The 17,169-nt window shown below is 55.4% G+C and carries 16 protein-coding genes; 5 read left to right on the top strand and 11 right to left on the bottom strand.

Annotated elements, in window-relative coordinates; genetic code table 11:
* Positions 1 to 22 precede the first annotated feature (22 nt).
* The 4 genes from HCG48_RS04755 to HCG48_RS04770 form a co-directional block, all read right to left on the bottom strand.
* Entirely contained in the window at positions 23 to 1,252 is a 1,230-nt protein-coding gene (locus HCG48_RS04755) for a DUF445 domain-containing protein (protein WP_210437176.1), read from the bottom strand.
* Positions 1,253 to 1,314: 62 nt separating this feature from the next.
* On the bottom strand, positions 1,315 to 2,064 hold the full coding sequence (gene ubiE / locus HCG48_RS04760; RefSeq protein ID WP_168571745.1) for a bifunctional demethylmenaquinone methyltransferase/2-methoxy-6-polyprenyl-1,4-benzoquinol methylase UbiE: 750 nt from the start codon (positions 2,062 to 2,064) through the stop codon (positions 1,315 to 1,317).
* Positions 2,065 to 2,069: 5 nt separating this feature from the next.
* Positions 2,070 to 3,017, bottom strand: coding sequence for a response regulator (locus HCG48_RS04765; protein ID WP_168568128.1), 948 nt, complete (start codon positions 3,015 to 3,017; stop codon positions 2,070 to 2,072).
* A 50-nt stretch (positions 3,018 to 3,067) separates the two neighbouring features.
* On the bottom strand, positions 3,068 to 3,382 hold the full coding sequence (locus tag HCG48_RS04770; protein ID WP_168568129.1) for a hypothetical protein: 315 nt from the start codon (positions 3,380 to 3,382) through the stop codon (positions 3,068 to 3,070).
* Here HCG48_RS04770 and HCG48_RS04775 point away from each other — a divergent pair.
* Complete coding sequence (locus HCG48_RS04775) at positions 3,353 to 5,083, top strand: serine/threonine-protein kinase (RefSeq protein WP_168568130.1); 1,731 nt, start codon at positions 3,353 to 3,355, stop codon at positions 5,081 to 5,083. The genes HCG48_RS04770 and HCG48_RS04775 overlap by 30 nt on opposite strands.
* A 104-nt stretch (positions 5,084 to 5,187) precedes the next feature.
* Positions 5,188 to 7,266, top strand: a complete 2,079-nt coding sequence (locus HCG48_RS04780; RefSeq protein WP_168568131.1) for a serine/threonine protein kinase — start codon at positions 5,188 to 5,190, stop codon at positions 7,264 to 7,266.
* Here HCG48_RS04780 and rsgA read toward each other — a convergent pair.
* The 5 genes from rsgA to grpE form a co-directional block, all read right to left on the bottom strand.
* On the bottom strand, positions 7,252 to 8,541 hold the full coding sequence (gene rsgA / locus HCG48_RS04785; RefSeq protein ID WP_168568132.1) for a small ribosomal subunit biogenesis GTPase RsgA: 1,290 nt from the start codon (positions 8,539 to 8,541) through the stop codon (positions 7,252 to 7,254). The genes HCG48_RS04780 and rsgA overlap by 15 nt on opposite strands.
* Positions 8,538 to 8,807: a sulfurtransferase TusA family protein gene (locus HCG48_RS04790; protein WP_168568133.1), complete on the bottom strand. Its 270-nt coding sequence runs from the start codon at positions 8,805 to 8,807 to the stop codon at positions 8,538 to 8,540. Before HCG48_RS04790 ends, rsgA begins: the two co-directional genes overlap by 4 nt.
* The gene (gene dnaJ, locus HCG48_RS04795; RefSeq protein ID WP_168568134.1) at positions 8,804 to 9,934 is read right to left on the bottom strand and encodes a molecular chaperone DnaJ; all 1,131 of its coding nucleotides are present in this window, start codon (positions 9,932 to 9,934) and stop codon (positions 8,804 to 8,806) included. The genes HCG48_RS04790 and dnaJ overlap by 4 nt, the downstream gene beginning before the upstream one ends.
* A gap of 157 nt (positions 9,935 to 10,091) precedes the next feature.
* A complete protein-coding gene (dnaK, locus tag HCG48_RS04800) occupies positions 10,092 to 11,954 on the bottom strand; it encodes a molecular chaperone DnaK (RefSeq protein WP_168568135.1) in 1,863 nt (620 codons plus the stop codon).
* Positions 11,955 to 12,099: 145 nt separating this feature from the next.
* Complete coding sequence (gene grpE, locus HCG48_RS04805) at positions 12,100 to 12,861, bottom strand: nucleotide exchange factor GrpE (RefSeq protein WP_168568136.1); 762 nt, start codon at positions 12,859 to 12,861, stop codon at positions 12,100 to 12,102.
* 295 nt (positions 12,862 to 13,156) lie between these two features.
* Between grpE and HCG48_RS04810 the strand changes: the two genes are divergently transcribed.
* On the top strand, positions 13,157 to 13,900 hold the full coding sequence (locus HCG48_RS04810) for a DUF1995 family protein (protein ID WP_168568137.1): 744 nt from the start codon (positions 13,157 to 13,159) through the stop codon (positions 13,898 to 13,900).
* Between the two features lie 193 nt (positions 13,901 to 14,093).
* Positions 14,094 to 14,834 (top strand): metallophosphoesterase, encoded by a 741-nt coding sequence (locus HCG48_RS04815; protein WP_168568138.1) that lies wholly within the window; start codon positions 14,094 to 14,096, stop codon positions 14,832 to 14,834.
* A gap of 24 nt (positions 14,835 to 14,858) precedes the next feature.
* Here HCG48_RS04815 and HCG48_RS04820 read toward each other — a convergent pair whose 3' ends face one another.
* Positions 14,859 to 15,716 carry a M48 family metallopeptidase gene (locus tag HCG48_RS04820; protein ID WP_168568139.1) on the bottom strand — a complete coding sequence of 286 codons (858 nt, stop codon included), beginning with the start codon at positions 15,714 to 15,716 and terminating at the stop codon, positions 14,859 to 14,861.
* A gap of 27 nt (positions 15,717 to 15,743) precedes the next feature.
* Between HCG48_RS04820 and HCG48_RS04825 the strand changes: the two genes are divergently transcribed.
* Positions 15,744 to 16,031: a hypothetical protein gene (locus tag HCG48_RS04825; protein ID WP_168568140.1), complete on the top strand. Its 288-nt coding sequence runs from the start codon at positions 15,744 to 15,746 to the stop codon at positions 16,029 to 16,031.
* A gap of 474 nt (positions 16,032 to 16,505) precedes the next feature.
* Here the strand turns inward: HCG48_RS04825 and HCG48_RS04830 are convergent, their stop codons facing one another.
* Positions 16,506 to 16,892, bottom strand: a complete 387-nt coding sequence (locus HCG48_RS04830) for a late competence development ComFB family protein (RefSeq protein ID WP_168568141.1) — start codon at positions 16,890 to 16,892, stop codon at positions 16,506 to 16,508.
* Positions 16,893 to 17,169 lie beyond the last annotated feature (277 nt).

Genomic DNA, 17,169 nt, shown 5'->3' on the forward strand with positions numbered 1-17,169 from the left:
CCCACCGTATGCTTGCATCGGTTTAGCGCAACAGGAGTAAAACGGTTTGCAATAAACCGACCACCGTCCCTAAAACCCCACCTAGATTGACGATCGCTTGCAGTTCGCTGCGGACGATCCCTTGTACGGCGGCTTCTAAATTTTCCGGCGAAGTGCCTTTAACACGATCGACGATGACCCCATCGATATTGAGAATCGGGATCGCTTTGGCGACAATGGTTTCTAGATCTCTTTCTAAATAGCGTTCGAGAATTAAGGCCAATTCTTGGCTGACCAATCCCAAGGAGGTACTGACTACGGAGGAGGCTTGCAGGCGTTTGAGGATTAAATTAGCGACATTTTCCCAATTGACCGAATCGCTCAAGCCTTGCAACAATTCGGCGCCGCGATCGCGGATGTAAGCGCGCACGGTGTCGCGCATGGTTTTACGCAGTTGACGAACTGTAGAAACGGGTAGATTTTGCAAGGAAATATTTAACAACCATTCTTGGAAGCGATCGGACAGGGCCAAGGTCTCGATCAACTCGGCAATGCGGGCGTTTGCTTGTTCTTTTTCGTCCAAACAAAAGGTTCGCAAGCGGGTTAAGGCGTTGCGCAAGCCGAATAAATTGGCAACGACCCAATAGGTGCCACTGGTTTTTTCTCGAAATCCTTCATCGATAATGGCGATGTTGCGATCGGTGAGAAAATCGACGAGATTTTGACGGATGACATCCGGGGGAATGACCGCCGCGAGCAACCAATCGGAGAGTTGGCGCGCTTGGAGATCGGAGAGTTGAAATTCGAGTAAAACTTGGTCGAAAATTTGGTTGAGTTGTTCTTCGAGAAAGTCTTCCCGACGTGCGAGCACTTTAATCAGGCGAGGTAAAGATTCGCCGAGCAAATCGCGCAAAATTCCGGCGAGAATCTTGGCGGTTTTTTGTTCTGTATCCGATTTAAGCTGGTCGAGAGCGAGTTCGAGCAACCAGAGGATCGCCGATTGCATCCGTTCCGTCGCCAGCAGTCGCCGCGCCAGGTTTTGCAATTCTTCCGGGGTCAGCAACGATCCCATGATCGTATCGGCGACCCGTTGGGCGAGGCGTTCTTGATTGCGCGGGATCAAGCCGGGAGTGAAGGGAAGGCGACGCCCGCCGATGAAGATCGCCCGATAGGGGCGAAACAGCATGTTAATGGCGAGATCGTTGGTGAAATAGCCAATAATGCCCCCCGCGATCGGTGGCAAGACGTAAGGCCATAGGGTTGCAACATCCATCGGGATCCGGGATTGGGGTTGGGCAAGGGGAACGGCAAATCGGCGGGGTTGGAGTGGCGTGGCTACGGGGTCGGATTGTGGGGTTTGGTGGCGCGTAAGATCCCCATCATCCCTCCGGCTAGGGTGTAATGGTTGGGGCGGTCAAATCCGGCTTGACGGGCGAGGGCGACCTGTTCGGCGCCGAGGGGAAAGCGATCTAAACTCGGACTGATGTAAGCGTATTCCTCGGTCAGTCCGAACTGACGGGCGATCGCGACGACGACGCGATCGAGATACCACTGTTGGAACTGTCGCATCCAGGGCTGTTCGCTGCGGTGGAAGTCGAGGATCGCGACGGTGGCCCCCGGTTTGAGGACTCGGTGGAGTTCGCGCAAGCATTGGGAAATGTCGGCGACGTTTCGCAAGCCGTATCCCATTGTAGCGGCGTCGAAGCTGTCGGCGTCGAAAGGGAGGTGGAGGGCGTCGGCTTCGACCCAGGAGATCGCGGTCGGGCTGTTTTTACAGCGATCGCGCGCGATCTCAAGCTGGACGGGGGAAAAATCGACGCCGAAGACCCGCCCCTGGGGACCGACTTCGCGGGCGAGGAGTCGGGCGAGATCCCCACTACCGCAACAGAGATCGAGGGCCGTATCTCCGGCTTTGACGCGACTCGACGCGATCGCCATGCCTTTCCAGACCCAATGTTGGCCGAGACTGAGCCAGTCGTTGAGGGGGTCGTAAACCGGGGCGATGCGGTTGAAGAGTTGTTGGACCTCGGGGTTGGAGACGCCAGGCGAAGGCGCGGTCGGGGCGGTAGATGCGGGAGAATTCAAAGGGTTCACGGATGATAACGGGTACAGGTGAGGGCGATCGCCGCTTGTTGCACGCACAGGTGCAAGGTAGAGAGTTCGTCTTCGCGCAGGGTACACGGTCGCTTCCACTGCAAGGAAAGCAGGGCGATCGCTACTTCCCGGTATTTAATCGGGATAATTAAATGAGCCTGCACGTCGGATTTTTGATAGTGGGCTAACTCTGCCAACTTGTCATCCGCAGGCACGTTGACGACGACCTGGATCGATCCGGTGGCGATCGCCTCTTTGACCAAGGGATCGTCTGCGAGCCAGTTTTCCGCTTCTCCTTCCCGGGCGTAAATCCCGCGAGCGCCAGCAATTTCAGTGCCTTCGAGCATCTGCACGATCGCGATATCCGCAGAAAAGTTCTCGCCAAAAGCACGGGCGATCGGTTCAAAACATTCGTCAAAACTCTGGGACTCTTGCGCCGCCTGTACTAAGGTCATTAACAAGTTGGTTTGCGCTTGAGCCCGGCGCAACTCTTCCGTGCGCTGTTTGAGCAGTTCGTAAGTTTCTGCGGCCCGTTGCACGACTGCTTTGAGTTCGTTGGGGTCCCAGGGTTTTGTGATATATTTATAAACCTGTCCGGAGTTGATCGCTTCGACCAAATCCTCGATATCGGTAAATCCCGTCAGGATGATCCGGACCGTGTTGGGAAATTGGGGAACTGTTTTGCTTAAAAACTCCGTCCCTTTCATCTCGGGCATTCGCTGGTCCGAGATGATGACGGCGACTTCTCCTTCTTGGGAGAGAATCTCTAAGGCACTGCCGCCGCTTTCCGCTTTGAGGACTTGAAATTCTCGCCGGAAGGTGCGGTAGAGCAAATCCAGATTGTCTGGTTCGTCGTCTACCACGAGCATTTTCGGTTTTTTTCGTCTCTCTAAGCTTTTCAACTGACTTCTGATGTTATCGAGTTCGGGGATTGCGTTATCCATAACAATACAATAAACTCCTTGCGCCCTAGAGAGCCGGACATTGCCCTCCATTAGCCCTCCTCAATAGTACCCAATCTCCGTTCGCGATCGGCACTGGGGGCGCGAACCCTCCTGATTGTTGACCGCTTGCGGCGGGCGATCGCCCGTTCGCGCCGACACCCTTGTTTTGAAGGGGAGGACTCCCTTCTATCCCGCCTCACAGATCGCGGGGCGATCGCTGCTGCTTCCTTCATCTCCACGGTTCCCTCAGCCGGATCCGGCGCGATCGCCGTACAATAAAGGTCAGAATAGGCCAGATCCTCCAGATCCGATCGCCCCCGTCCCTTCTTTTTGCCATGAGTCAGTTTCCCGACTTCACCGCCCACGGCTACCAGATTCAACGGGAATTAGGTCATAATTTTGCCGGGGGGCGCGTCACCTACCTCGCCCGCGACCTCAAGGGCGATCGCTGCGTCACCCTCAAGCAATTTCAGTTTGCCCGCGCCACTGCTCAATGGTCCGCCTATCAAGCCCACGAACGCGAAATCGCTGTTTTACAACAACTCGACCATCCCGGAATTCCGCGCTACCTCGATTCCTTTGCGACCCCCTCCGGCTTCTGTCTGGTTCAAGATTATAAACCTGCCCGTTCTTTAGCCGTTCCGCGCAGTTTCGACCCGGAACAGATCGAGCAGTTGGTGACCCGGTTGCTCGATATTCTCGTGTATTTGCAACGCCGAGACCCTCCGGTGATTCACCGCGATATCAAGCCGGAAAATGTTTTAGTGGACGATCGCCTCCGGGTTTATTTGGTAGACTTCGGTTTCGCCCGTTTTGGCATGGGTGAAGTCGCCATGAGCAGCATGGTCAAAGGAACTCTCGGTTTTATGCCGCCGGAGCAAATGTTAAATCGAGAGTTGACCCTCGCTTCCGATCTCTACGGTGTCGGGGCGACGACGATCTGCTTGCTGACCCGGACGCCTTCGACGGCGATCGCCGATTTACTCGATGAAGATTATCGCATTCAATTCGCCGATCGCCTCCCCGACATTAGCGAATCTTGGCGCCAATGGCTGGCGAAACTGGTCAAACCGAATCCGGGCGATCGCTTTGCCGATGCCCTCGGCGCACGAACAGCCCTCGAATCGATCTCGATCGTCCGTACTCCTCAAGTGCAGCTCCAACCCCAGGAGTTAGCTTTAAGTGCGAATACAATTGGCCAATCTCTACAAGCGACTATTTCAGTTAAAAACATTGTATCAAAAACTCGGTTTGTCGGACGCTGGCAAGTGAGAAGCCATCGGAGCGATACCCCCCTGTTGCCGACCGCCTCCGGTGCCGCCCACCCCTGGATAAGGATAACTCCCGAGGAATTGTGCAGCAACCGGATCGACTGTCAAATCGAGGTCGATACAGCCTTGTTGCAGGCAGGGCGAACTTACGAGCGCCTGTTAGTTCTGCACGGCAATGGCATTCCCGCCGAGATCGAGGTCTCGCTCTCGGTTCGTACCGCTCCGATTCCCGCGATCGGGCGCCAGTTGCCTTATACTTCTTTATTCGGTTTGTGGGTTGCTTGTGTAACGTCGGCGATCGTGGCTTTACCGACCGTTGCCAGCCCGATCGCGATCGCCCTCGGCGGTTTCGTCACCTGGGCCGGACTATCGAAGCTGATGCAGTCAAAAGCCCTGTGGATGCGGTTTTTAGTCACCGCCGGGGCGACGGGTTGCCTCGCCGCGATCGCCGGATTTACCCTGGGAACCATCGCCGGAGCCACCGTAGCGGGAGCCTTTGCAACGGCGATCTCCCTCGCTTCGACCATGGTCACCGGGGGCGCGCTGTTGTGGACTGCCACCGGAGTCAAGCGCGATTTCGGCGCCCGGTGGGCTGCCGGACTGTCCTTACTCAGCGCCCTCTCGGGAATGGCCGTAGGAATCGGTCTAAAATGGGCCGCATGGCCGCCATTATTACTGCTCGGTATCGCCGTAACGACCCTCCCGGTGGTCGCCGTCGGCATCTCACTTCCGATCGCCCGCGCCTTCCGCCTCGCCCGTTATCGGCGATCGCAACAGCATTTGATCGGATTTTAGATTTTAGATGAAGGGAATTTAGAACAGCCTGACTCCCTAGTTCCTTCCCCCTTCTCCCCCGAAGATCGCACTACAATGATGACAACGGGCATCTTTGCAACTCCATGAAGAACTTCCCAGACTTTACCGATGCGGGCTATCGAGTTATCCGCGAACTCGGCAACAATCGCCCTGGCGGTCGGGTGACGTATTTAGCCGTTGGCGATCGCAACGGGAACGAAAACCCTGCAAACTCTACCGATGCGAACGGCGAACCGGAAAACGCAGACGAAGGAGAAACCTTTGTCGTTATCAAACAGTTTCAATTTGCCCAAAGCCATAGTACCTGGGCGCATTACGACGCTTTCGAGCGCGAAGTGCAGGTCTTGCAAGACTTGAATCATCCGGGGATTCCCCGCTATCTCGATTCGTTTCAAACCGCAGATGGATTGCATTTAGTCCAGGAATACAAACCAGCCGAATCGATCGCCGAACCGCGTCCCTGGATGCCCGTGCAAATTCAACAGGTCGCGGTCAGCTTATTGGATATTTTAGTTTATCTCCAGCAACGGCTTCCCCCTGTCATCCATCGGGATATTAAGCCGGAAAATGTTTTAGTAGACGCCCATCTCAATGTTTATTTAGTCGATTTTGGCTTCGCTCATTTCGGACAGACTGAAGTGGCGGCAAGCAGTTTGGTTAAAGGAACCCTCGGCTTTATGCCGCCGGAACAGTTATTCAATCGGGAATTAACGAAGGCGTCGGATTTATATGGAGTTGGGGCGACGTTGATCTGTTTGCTGTCCAATACGCCTTCGGCGCAAATTGGGGAGTTAATTGACGAAAACTATCGGATTCACTTTCGATCGCGCCTTCGTAAAATTGGCGAGGCGTGGATCCAGTGGCTGGAACGGATGGTCGAACCGAAGCCGAAAGATCGTTTTCCGGATGCGGCGGCGGCGTTGGCGGCGGTTCGGGCGATCGCCATTACCCCCGTACCGCAAGCAGTCACGTCCCATCAGTGGATTAATTTACGATCGCGCGACCTCAACGAAACCCTCCGCCAAACGGTGGTCATTACCAATAGCGTCCCGGGAACCCGCTTGAACGGTCGCTGGGCGATCGCGAAACATCCGAGCGATCTCGTCTGGAAAGGTAAGGGTCACCCTTGGATTTCCGTCACTCCGGCGCGCTTTCGCGGGAATCGAGCCGAATGCACGATCGCGGTGAATACGGCCCGACTGTTGGCGGGGGAAACTTACGAACGGGAGTTACTTTTACGCACGAACTCGTCCGCAGAACCGTATCGACTGCCGTTACAGGTGCAAACGGCGCCGGAACCGCCCTTGAAACTGAGCGTTCCGTACTCCTGGTTGGCGGGGTTATTCGGTTTGGGCATTCTAGGATTCTGGATGCGTCCGACTAACTTTGTGGCGGTGGCGATCGCGGATCCGATCGATGGGATCCTCAGTTCTGGCTTCCTGGCGTTATTGTTTCTCTGGACTCTGGTAAAAGGGATCCAAAGGTTGGCCGATCGCCCGCAAGCGGCCAGTGCGGGAGCCTGGACGGGGAGTTTGGCGGGGATGGGGGTCGGCATCGTCATCGGGGCGATCTCCGAGTTGCGCGGGCTGCGTGGACTCGTCGGATGGCTCGATGGAGCCTTCATGGGAGTGGCCCTCGGGGTGTTGTTAGGCGCTTATGCGGCGATCGCGGCGGATTGGGGAACGGAACGCCAGACCGATGCGCGGACTTCGGCGATCGTTCACAAGCTGGCAGGGGGTTTAGCGGGCGGTTTAGGGATGACCTGGCCGATTTTGCTGGCTTTTCGGGCATTTGACACGGGGATCGCGTTCTCCCTACGTTTGGGCATCGCCTTGCTCACCGGGGCGGTCGCGGGATGCGCGATCGCGGTAACGGAAGCATCCCAACCCTCGCCCTCGCCTACGGAGTCGGCACCCAAAAAAGGCTTGATGTTCGACAGTTTCAGCGAATCTGGGTTCTCGGCGATCGTGGCGATCGGCTTGACGGTCGGTTTCGGGGCCGGGGTCGGTTTGGCGTTGCAAGAGGGGCTGACCCATCCGGGGATTCTCTTCTGGCTGGTGTTGATGGGGGCGGGATTGGCGAAGGTCTTGTATCCGTTGTGGCGGCGATCGCGCTTCGTACGCCGTTATCGCCAGTCCAAGCCTTTTTTAATTGAGCCCTAACGCTTCGAGATCCTCTTCGCTGGGATCGTCGCCCAACTCGTTGTAGAGGTCTTGTAAGGTTTGATGCTGTACCCGGCGCGAAGTACGACGGTATTTTTTCGATTCGAGTTTGGGTTCGTATTCCTGGCGACCGGAGCGCTTCGTTTTTAATTTAAGGGTCGATTCGGGGTCGCTTTGTTGTTTTTTAGCATCGCGGTAGGCGATCGCTTCTTCGAGCAGTTGGAGATAGTCCTCGTAGCGTTCCCAGTCCCCTCGGACGACGCAGTTCGGTTCGTCCCGATGCAGGCAGTCGCTAAACTGGCACTGACCTCGGGCGAGGCGATCGCGCGCTTCGGGAAAGTAGCGAACCAGCTCGGCGGGGTCGCAGTCGAGTTGCGGTCGGTTGAAACCGGGGGTATCGGCGAGCAGTCCGCCGTCGGGTAACTCGAATAGTTCCACGTGTCGGGTGGTATGGCGTCCTCGGGCGAGTTTTCCGGAAACGTCGCCCACGCGCAAATTCACCGACGGGATCAAGGCGTCGATCAAGCTCGATTTGCCGACGCCGGACGGTCCGGCGATCGCGGTCATTTCACCTTGCAGTTGGCGGCGGATGGCGTCGAGTCCTTCCCGGCGGGGGATACTGGCACAGAGGACGGTATAGCCCCATGCTTGCAGGCGATCGCGCCAGTGTTCGAGGGTTTCGGGAGAGACTAAATCGATCTTGTTCAGGCACAAGGTGGTTTTTAGCCCGGTAGATTCGGCTTCGATCGCAAAGCGGGTCAGTTGATGCGGGTCGAGGCTGGGTTCTTCGACCGCAAACACGAGCAAGATCTGGCTGGCGTTGGCAATCGGCGGGCGATCGAGTTGGCTGCTGCGCTCGAATACGGCGGAAATCGCCCCGCGCCCCCCGGCCCAGTCCGGTTCTTCGACGACGACGCGATCGCCGACCATGACTTGCCCGCCGATCTTTTTGAGGCGCGCCCGTCGGGTACACAGTAGGGAAGTGGTGCGCTCGGTTTCCCCCTGGGTGTCCGGTGTGGCGTTCGCTCCCTCGTCGAGCTGCACTTTGTAATAATTCGCCTGGACGGCGACAACGGTCCCGGTCACTTCGATCTCGTCTGTTGGGGGTTCTCGATCTTCCCTAGCCCTATGGGGTTTGGCGGCGGTCCCCCGAGCTTCGGAGACCGGTGACGGATTGGATCTTGACAGGGTAACACCTTGTGTGGTAAGGGACGGGCGATCGGACTGGACGGGCGATCGGCCCTCTTTCACCGGATCCGGTCGGTTCTCACTCATGCGGCAGCCGTCGGTTTTCTCACCTGAAGGGCGAAAAAACCGGAGCGATCTTCGAGCTGTTCGATGGCGAAGCCCGACATCTGCAAGCTGTCGGGGACTTGTTCGATCGGTTCTCCCGCGTCTAACCAGACTTCGAGCAAGCTGCCGGGTTCCATTTGTTCCAGGCGCAATTTCGTCCGTACTAAATTAATCGGACAGGGGGTACCGCGCAGGTCTAGGGTGTCGTCCGGGCTGACGGTCGCCCGGGGTTCTAACTTGTCGGTCACTTGTGGAAAAACCCTCCTAAGAATCCTTCCAAACCGCCTTTTCCGGTGCGATCGCCTTTAATCTTTGCCAGTTTTTCGAGCAGTTCGCGCTCTTCTGCCGTCAATTTCGTCGGGATGTCGATGGCGATCGTAATTAAATGATCCCCTCGCATCACCGGATTGCCCAATTTGGGAACCCCTTTATTTTCCAAAGTCAACACCGTATTCGGTTGCGTTCCCGGCGGGATGGTCAACTCCGTCGGTCCATCGACGGTATTGACTTCGAGGCGACAGCCTAAAATGGCTTGCAGGTAGCTGATTTTGATTTCCGAGAGGATGTTGATGCCTTCGCGGCGGAATTCGGCATCTTCGTTGACGAACAGGTAGACGTACAAGTCTCCCGGCGGTCCGCCCCGTTGTCCCGCATCCCCTTCCGAGGACACCCGCAAGCGGGTTCCGTTATCGACCCCGGCGGGAACGGTAATTTTCAGTTTTTTTGTTTCTTGTTTTTGTCCCTGACCGCCACAGGTATCGCATTTCTCTTCGATGACCTGTCCGGTTCCGTTGCACGTGGGACAGACGGACACTTGGGTAAAGCTGCCAAAGGGGGTGCGCGTCGCCCGGCGCACTTGTCCGGCGCCGTTACAGGTGGAGCAACTCTGCGGGCGGGTTCCCGGTTTGGCTCCGGTTCCGCCGCAAGTATTGCAGGTTTCTAAGTGACCGATGCGGATTTCTTTCTCGCCACCGAAGATCGCTTCGCGGAAATCGAGCTTGAGGTCGAGGCGCAAGTCGTCGCCTCGGGTCGGACCGCCGCGCGATCGCCGTTGACCGCCGCCTCCGGCAAATCCGGTGAAGAAACTCTCGAAGATATCGGCGAAGCCCATATCCCCGAAGTCTCCAAATCCCGGACCTCCAGCTCCGGCGCCGGAACTGACCCCGGCTTCCCCAAAACGGTCGTAGCGCGCTCGCACTTCCGGTTCCGAGAGAACTTCGTAAGCGCGATTAATTTCTTTGAAGCGCTCCTCGGCGCCTTCCTCTTTATTGACGTCTGGGTGATATTTGCGGGCTAGTTTTCGATAAGCACGCTTAATCTCCTCTTTGTCCGCGTTGCGAGAGACACCAAGAATTTCGTAGTAGTCGCGGGCCATAGAGCGCTTCTAGTAGGAATAAAATACAATCAAGTCGGCGATAAAGGGACTCGTCATCGGACGAGTCGTTGACGATCGCGAACCGGGATAAGTGAGAACGGCACTGCCGCGATCGCCGCTACAGGCGTCCTCCCGTCGGGCTACTCGCGCCGAGTACTCACTCGGAACTGCTAAACTCTTCTTCCGGTTCTTCTTCCTCTTCTTCCAAGTTAGACTGCTGGTAAACCGCAATGCCAACGGAGAATAAGGTTTCCTGGAAGGCAGTCATGCGTTCTTTGAGTTCGTCGAGGGCAACCCCTTCGTTGGCGATCGCCGCTCTGAGCGTTTGAGCTTTTTCACTCAGCTCCGCCTTGAGGTCGTCGCCGAGCAGCTCGACGTTATCTTTTAAGGTCGCTTCATAATTATAGAATAGGGTATCGGCTTGGTTTTTGAGTTCGGCAATTTGTTTGAGATCGCGGTCTTGGTCGCCGTAAAGTTCGGCTTCCTCGCGCATCCGCTCAATTTCGGCTTCGCTCAGACCGCCCGTACTGGTAATTTTAATGCTCTGTTCCCGTCCGGTGCCTTTATCTTCGGCAGCGACGTGCAGAATCCCGTTGGCGTCGATCTCGAAGGAGACTTCAATTTGCGGGACCCCGCGCGGTGCCGGGGGAATTTTATCGAGGATGAATTGACCCAAACTTTTATTATCTTTCGCCATCGCCCGTTCCCCTTGCAGGACGTGAATTTCCACCGAACTCTGTCCGTCGGTCGCCGTGGAAAAGGTTTGAGCGCGGCTGGTGGGAATGGTGGTATTGCGTTCGATAATTTTGGTGAACACCCCCCCGAGGGTTTCGATCCCCAAGGATAACGGGGTAACGTCGAGCAGTAAGACATCGCGAACTTCGCCGCCGAGTACGCCGCCTTGAATCGCGGCGCCGATGGCAACCGCTTCGTCGGGATTGACCGATTGTTCCGGGGTTTTGCCGTCGAAGTAATCGACGATCGCCCGTTGCACGGCGGGAGTCCGGGTGGAACCGCCGATCAGGATAATGCGATCGATCTCCTCGGTACTGAGGTTACTATCTTTGAGCGCTTGGCTGACGGGTTCCATCGTCTTGCGGATCAAGTCGCTGACGAGGTCTTCAAATTCGGGCCGGGTCAGGTCCATTTCTAAATGTTTCGGCCCGGTTTCGTCGGCGCTGATAAACGGCAAGTTGATCGAGGTGACTTCGCGGCTGGACAGTTCGATTTTCGCTTTTTCGGCGGCTTCGCGAATGCGCTGCAAGGCCATTTTATCCACGGAGAGGTCTACCCCTTCCCGGACGCGAAACTGCTCGACCATCCAGTTGACCAGATGGGTATCGAAATCGTCCCCGCCGAGTTGGTTGTTCCCGGCGGTGGATTTGACTTCGAAGATGCCGTCGCCGAGTTGGAGGACGGAAACGTCGAAGGTGCCGCCTCCCAAGTCAAACACGAGGATTTTTTCGTCGCGGTCTTGCTTGTCGAGTCCGTAGGAGAGGGCGGCGGCGGTCGGTTCGTTGATGATGCGGAGGACTTCGAGACCCGCGATCGTTCCGGCGTCTTTGGTGGCTTGACGTTGGGCGTCGGTGAAGTAGGCGGGAACCGTAATCACCGCTTGAGTGACTTGTTCGCCGAGATAGGTTTCCGCGTCCTGCTTGAGTTTTTGCAGGATCATCGCCGAAATTTCTTGAGGGGTGTAGGTGGTGCCGCGTACCCGAACGTCCACGGTGTCGTCTTTGCCTTTGACGCAGGTGTAGGGGGTGCGACTGCGTTCTTCTTTGGTATCGTCCCAACGACGACCGATAAAGCGCTTGATGCTGTAAACGGTGTTTTCCGCGTTGGTCACCGCCTGGCGCTTGGCAAGCTGTCCGACGAGGCGATCGCCGCCCTTGCCAAATCCAACAATACTCGGCGTGGTTCTCCCACCTTCTGAGTTGGTAATGACGACGGGTTGACCGCCTTCCAAGACAGCGACACAACTATTGGTGGTGCCTAGGTCAATACCGATGACTTTTCCCATAGTTAGCGGCGGTGAAGGTATCCGTAGGTATTCAGAAGCAGGGGGTCGATTGGCGAAGCCGCCGGGGGGTCTGGAGGCGAGGGACGGGCGATCGCGCCTCCCTCGTTCCAGCTCCTGCAAATTCTAGGCTCGGCAATCTCGAAGCTTATTGTTCTTCGGTAGACTCCGGCGAATTTTCCTCTGAGGGTACCACGGGTTCCGGGGCGGCAGCAACTTTAACCATCGCGTGGCGCAACACGCGATCGCCGAGCATGTAACCCCGTCTGAACTCTTCCATCACCGTGCCTTCCTCATGGTCGGCAGTGGCTTCGCGCATGACGGCTTCGTGGAGATTGGGATCGAACGGTTCGCCTTTGGGATACATCGCCGACACCCCGATGCGTTTGAGGCAATCGACCATTTGCTTGTAAACGCTCAGATAGCTTTTATGGATATTCATTTCCCCATCGTTCTGGGGTTTGATTTGTTCTTTCGCCCGCTCGAAGTTATCGACGACCGGAAGTAACTCGCGAATGGTCGCGCATTTGGCTTGGAGGTCGAGTTCTTCTTTTTCTTTTTGAGTCCGCTTGCGGAAATTGTCAAAGTCTGCCGCCAAGCGGGCATATTGACTTTTGAGGTCTTCGATTTGCGCGGTAAACGCTTGGTTCGCTAGAATCAGCGCTTCCATGGAGGCCATCTCTTCTACGGTTGCCGCACTCGGCGGCTCCGCAGAGGGAGGAACCTCCTCGCTCGAAGGGGCTTCGGCTTCGGCGGTTCCGGCTTCGTTGGCAGGTTGTTGCTCTGCCTCGCCACCGGAGGCGATCGCCTCTTCTTGGGGTTCAGCCGAATCTGCTGCTGCGGCGGAACCGTCAGTGGCCTCATCCGGTTGACTTTGAGTGTTGTCTAGCTGCTTTTCTTCGTCTGTCATCTTCCCAGTCATCGCCGTCTTAACGGTTGCATTCCTTGGCTTGCGCGTTGACCGAAGCGAATCGATCTCGACGATCTCCGTTAGCGGGAGATAACCGCAGTTATCCTCTGGCAACGGATGTTCGCTGCAGTCCACTTTATCATTTTCACATCTCGATTGCTTGCTCGCCGGGGTGCAATTACACTCGTTCCCGGTTCGGATTCCTCGCTGCAGCAGGATTTGGCGCGATCGGCTAGGCTAAGTGTTCTCTATTTTGCAAAAATATGAAAGATTCCAAGCCTTACATTCCCAACTCATGGTTCAACTCCCCAAGGATTTAGACGAAGCGGTCGCTCAAGCCCGCCAAGCGACCCACGCCGCTCTCGAAGAGGGTTTACGGCGCGTACAGGTGGAATTGGTGATTCCGGAACTGAAAGCGCAACCGATCGCCGAACAGTTTATCCCCTCTTTAGAGCCGTATTACGAACATTTAAAGGTGTATTTTCCCGACGCGGGGGCGGCGGCGCTGGCCCGTCGCGATTGGGGTGAAACGCCTTTTGTGGTTCGGGCGATCGGCGAAACTAAGGGCAAAATACAACCGGAAGATCGGGCGTTTTTATTTGTCGAACCGTCTTCGGTGGAAGTCAACGACGTTGAAAAGATGTGTCTGGAAGCGGGCGATCGCCCGGTGATTTTTCTGCTGCCACGGCTGGAAAATATCGCCACCATCGGCATCGGGATGGCGGGACGGGAACTGCGCGAACGTTTCCTCAATACGATCGAATCTTGTTACTACATCCGTCCGGGTCAAGGTTATGCCTTGTTCCGATGCTATCCCGGCCCGTGGCAAGTCTGGCTGGAAACGGAGGAGGATTACGAACTGCTCGCCGAAAGTCCTCAGAAACCCGTCGGCGACGAACTCGACCGCATTTTAGAACGGGCTGGCACTCCCGAGAACGAGGGTAGCGAGGGGACTCCCCCAAGTTCGCGCGCGGCTGCGCCGAAACAAGCCGGGTTGATGACGAATTTCAAACGCTTGTGGAAAGCCCTCACTCAGTGAAACCTCGGACCTCCCGAAACAGTCTGAGAATTAGGCTTTCACCCGTTTAAAAGTTATCGATTGTTTTGAACTTGACCCCTTTATCCGACTCGGGGCGATCGCCTGTTACCGGGCGATCGCCCCCCGACTGCCACCCGAAACTTCCTAGAATAGAGTTTGAGGGACTGTCATCATTCAGCAGGGAGCCAAGACCATGAGCGAACATACCCCCCGACGCATCATTATTGGTGACGTTCACGGCCATTACGACGGACTGATGCTACTTTTCGAGGCGATCGCCCCCAACCGCGACGATCGCATCTACTTTCTTGGCGACCTGATCGACCGAGGCAGTCAAAGCGCTCAAGTCATTAAATTCGTCCGCGACAACGGCTATTGTTCTCTGTTGGGCAATCACGAACAACTGCTACTCGAAGCCTTTTGGGATGGCGAAGTCAACCGCAGCGCCCTCAATGCTTGGCTTTACAGTGGCGGACAGGCGACGGTCTCCAGCTACAAAGATGCCGCCACCCTCCTCGATGACGTGGACTGGATGCGAACCTTACCCCTTTACCAAGATTTGGGCGATCTGTGGTTGGTCCACGCCGGAGTCCATCCCCTCTTACCCATTGACGAACAAGGGGCCGAGGATTTCTGTTGGATTCGCGGTCCGTTTCACTGCATCGAATCCCCTTATTTTCCCGATAAAACAATCGTCGTCGGCCATACGATCACGTTTACCTTTCCCGGCGTCACCCCCGGCCAAATTGCTCGCGGTCACGGCTGGATGGATATCGACACCGGAGCCTACAATCCAAAAAGCGGCTGGCTGACAGCTTACGATGCTACCTACCAAACCGCTTATCAAGTTCATGTTTTTGAAAAACGAGTCCGCCGTTTGCCCCTCGAAGAAATTGTCAAAGATGTGGAACTGACCAAACTATTAGCACAGTGATCGCCCACCACTCGCGGGCATTGCTCACAGGAGCGGGCTAATATTCGCCCGATAAGCGCTGGAATTCAACCCGTCGCCGCGATCGAGCATTCCGGCAGGAACTTGCTGTTTGAGCTGGCTGATGCGGTTTTCTGGGGACGGGTGCGTGCTTAAAAATCCCGGTACGGAGGAGCCGCCTTTATCCATCAGTTTTTGGAAGAAGGCAATTAACCCTGAAGGCGCGTAGTTGGCAGCCATCACGGTTTCGAGTCCTCGCAGATCGGCTTCGTATTCGTGTTGTCGGCTGCGGGGCAGGCGCAAGGCGACTTCCAGCCCGATCCCGACCACGACGCTGCTATCGAGTCCGGCAGCATCGGCTAAGCCTCGGGCGACGATTTGCTCGCGCATTTGTTTGAGGGTGTGTTTTTCGGAAATATGGCCGATTTCGTGGGCGAGTACCCCGGCGACTTCGGCTTCGTTGGAGGCTTCTTGTAATAAGCCCGTGGTGATGTAGACGAAGCCGCCCATGGTCGCGTAAGCATTGATAACGTCATCGTCGATAATTTGGAAGGTGTAAGGAATGTCCGGGCGATCGCTCGCCGGAACTAAGCGCTGACCGATGGCGTTGATGTAGTCGTTGACTTGCTGGTTTTGATAGCGCTTGAACTGACCGGAACTTAAAAGCTGCTCGTTCATTTGTTTGCCGAGGTTCACTTCTTGTTCGTCGGACATGGTGGTAATTTGAATCACCTGAATGCCCGGAACGATCAGATCTCGCCAGTTTAAGGCGGTCGAAGGATGACCGGAACCGACGACCAAACCGAGGGCGACGAATAACGCGGTCGCCGGATAAATCAAACGGCGATAGAATTTGCGTGACAATAAAGAATAAGGATTAGACATAGGAAATAGGAGAAACTCTAAACGACAATGGTATTGAGGAAATTTCAGATTGATGCTTCCATGAGGGGCGATCGCCCCGGTGGCGTTCTCGATCCTGGGCGCGCGAGATCTTCAGAACGGCGGCGGCGATCGCTCTCTGATGAAGTCTTACGTTCTAAGTGCTTAGACGCCAGTTCGATCGCGCAAGTTGCATCGGCGAGACTGGCTAAAATCGGACGGGCGACTGACTCTATGTTAGCAAAAGACCTCTACGGCATTATTCTGGTACGATCTTGTCATCAAAATGAACGGTATCGATCGGCGATCGACGAGTAGGGGCGATTCGCGAATCGCCCCTACTCGGGAAGATTTACAAAAGTATCCCAAACCGCAAAAGTTCTATGACTCGCAGAAATAATTATTAAGCTGTTAGACCTTTAAACTGATGAGTCAAACCAGCGATCTGCCCTAAAATCACCATAGAATCAAATTGACAGTGGGGCAGGCAGGACGCCCACCTCGTTACTCCGATAGCCATCCTCAATCTTGTTGTAAAATTCATGGGTTTTAGGGACACAGAAATGCCGTGTCCCTAAAAGAATTTGGTGACTTGACCCGGTCGATCTCAGATTCTACGGATTTAGGAGTGCCATATGCATTTTTAAAACTCGCTATGTTAAAAAATTAAACAGTAACATTAAACAGTAACGATCGCGCGAAAACCACCGTGCATTTCCATTGACATGCACCGACACTGGACGAGAACTGCAATACCGATCTCGCTCAGTTTTTAGAGGGGTCGAAATCCACTCAACCTTGCTTGTACTGCCGTTGTTGTCGATCGCTCCATTGCCCGCGTTCTTCACTCGGATGGGTCAAACGCCACACGGGAGTTAACGGATCCCTCTGAATCGCTGCCAATGCCTGACGCACTGCGGTAACAATTTGCGGTCGAAATTGCTCGATCGCCTTTTGGTATTGGAAATGCCAACCGCGTTCGCTGGTGGCGTACATCGAAGGTAAACGATTTAAGGCATAAGCGATCGCCTGGGACATGATTTCATCGCGATTGAGCGAGTTTAAAAGTTTGACGGGCAATCTCTGCATTTGCCGTTGCACTTCTTCGACGACGAGAGGTTCGATGGCATTTTTATAAAGCAAGTGGATGCGCTTGCCTTCAATGGGAATCTTAGTCATAACTTGAGAGAGCCTTTTAAAGATGGAAGACCAGCACTATTCCTGTTTTGACGAAAAATCATTTGATTTTGTTCGATTCGGCTTCGATCGCCGACCGATTTCGCTCGGATCTTTTTGCCGAGTTGAGGCAAGGCCGACGTGTAATTATGCCGAGAGCTAATGACCCAGAACGATCCAATTATCGTAGAGCCGAACCTTGGTTCTAGGCGAGAAAAGATAACAGGAAAGCTCGGCTGACAACCAATTCGAGGGCGATCCAATCGGGCGATCTCCGCCC

It is taken from the genome of Oxynema aestuarii AP17 (assembly GCF_012295525.1).
Lineage (GTDB): Bacteria > Cyanobacteriota > Cyanobacteriia > Cyanobacteriales > Laspinemataceae > Oxynema > Oxynema aestuarii.

Coding starts and splice junctions, on each gene's coding strand:
- HCG48_RS04810 (WP_168568137.1), top strand. CDS start 13,157: ATGGTTCAACTCCCCAAGGATTTAGACGAAGCGGTCGCTCAAGCCCGC.
- HCG48_RS04820 (WP_168568139.1), bottom strand. CDS start 15,716: ATGTCTAATCCTTATTCTTTATTGTCACGCAAATTCTATCGCCGTTTG.
- dnaK (WP_168568135.1), bottom strand. CDS start 11,954: ATGGGAAAAGTCATCGGTATTGACCTAGGCACCACCAATAGTTGTGTC.
- HCG48_RS04825 (WP_168568140.1), top strand. CDS start 15,744: ATGGTATTGAGGAAATTTCAGATTGATGCTTCCATGAGGGGCGATCGC.
- grpE (WP_168568136.1), bottom strand. CDS start 12,861: ATGACAGACGAAGAAAAGCAGCTAGACAACACTCAAAGTCAACCGGAT.
- HCG48_RS04775 (WP_168568130.1), top strand. CDS start 3,353: ATGAGTCAGTTTCCCGACTTCACCGCCCACGGCTACCAGATTCAACGG.
- HCG48_RS04755 (WP_210437176.1), bottom strand. CDS start 1,252: ATGGATGTTGCAACCCTATGGCCTTACGTCTTGCCACCGATCGCGGGG.
- HCG48_RS04765 (WP_168568128.1), bottom strand. CDS start 3,017: ATGGATAACGCAATCCCCGAACTCGATAACATCAGAAGTCAGTTGAAA.
- HCG48_RS04815 (WP_168568138.1), top strand. CDS start 14,094: ATGAGCGAACATACCCCCCGACGCATCATTATTGGTGACGTTCACGGC.
- HCG48_RS04830 (WP_168568141.1), bottom strand. CDS start 16,892: ATGACTAAGATTCCCATTGAAGGCAAGCGCATCCACTTGCTTTATAAA.
- HCG48_RS04780 (WP_168568131.1), top strand. CDS start 5,188: ATGAAGAACTTCCCAGACTTTACCGATGCGGGCTATCGAGTTATCCGC.
- rsgA (WP_168568132.1), bottom strand. CDS start 8,541: ATGAGTGAGAACCGACCGGATCCGGTGAAAGAGGGCCGATCGCCCGTC.
- dnaJ (WP_168568134.1), bottom strand. CDS start 9,934: ATGGCCCGCGACTACTACGAAATTCTTGGTGTCTCTCGCAACGCGGAC.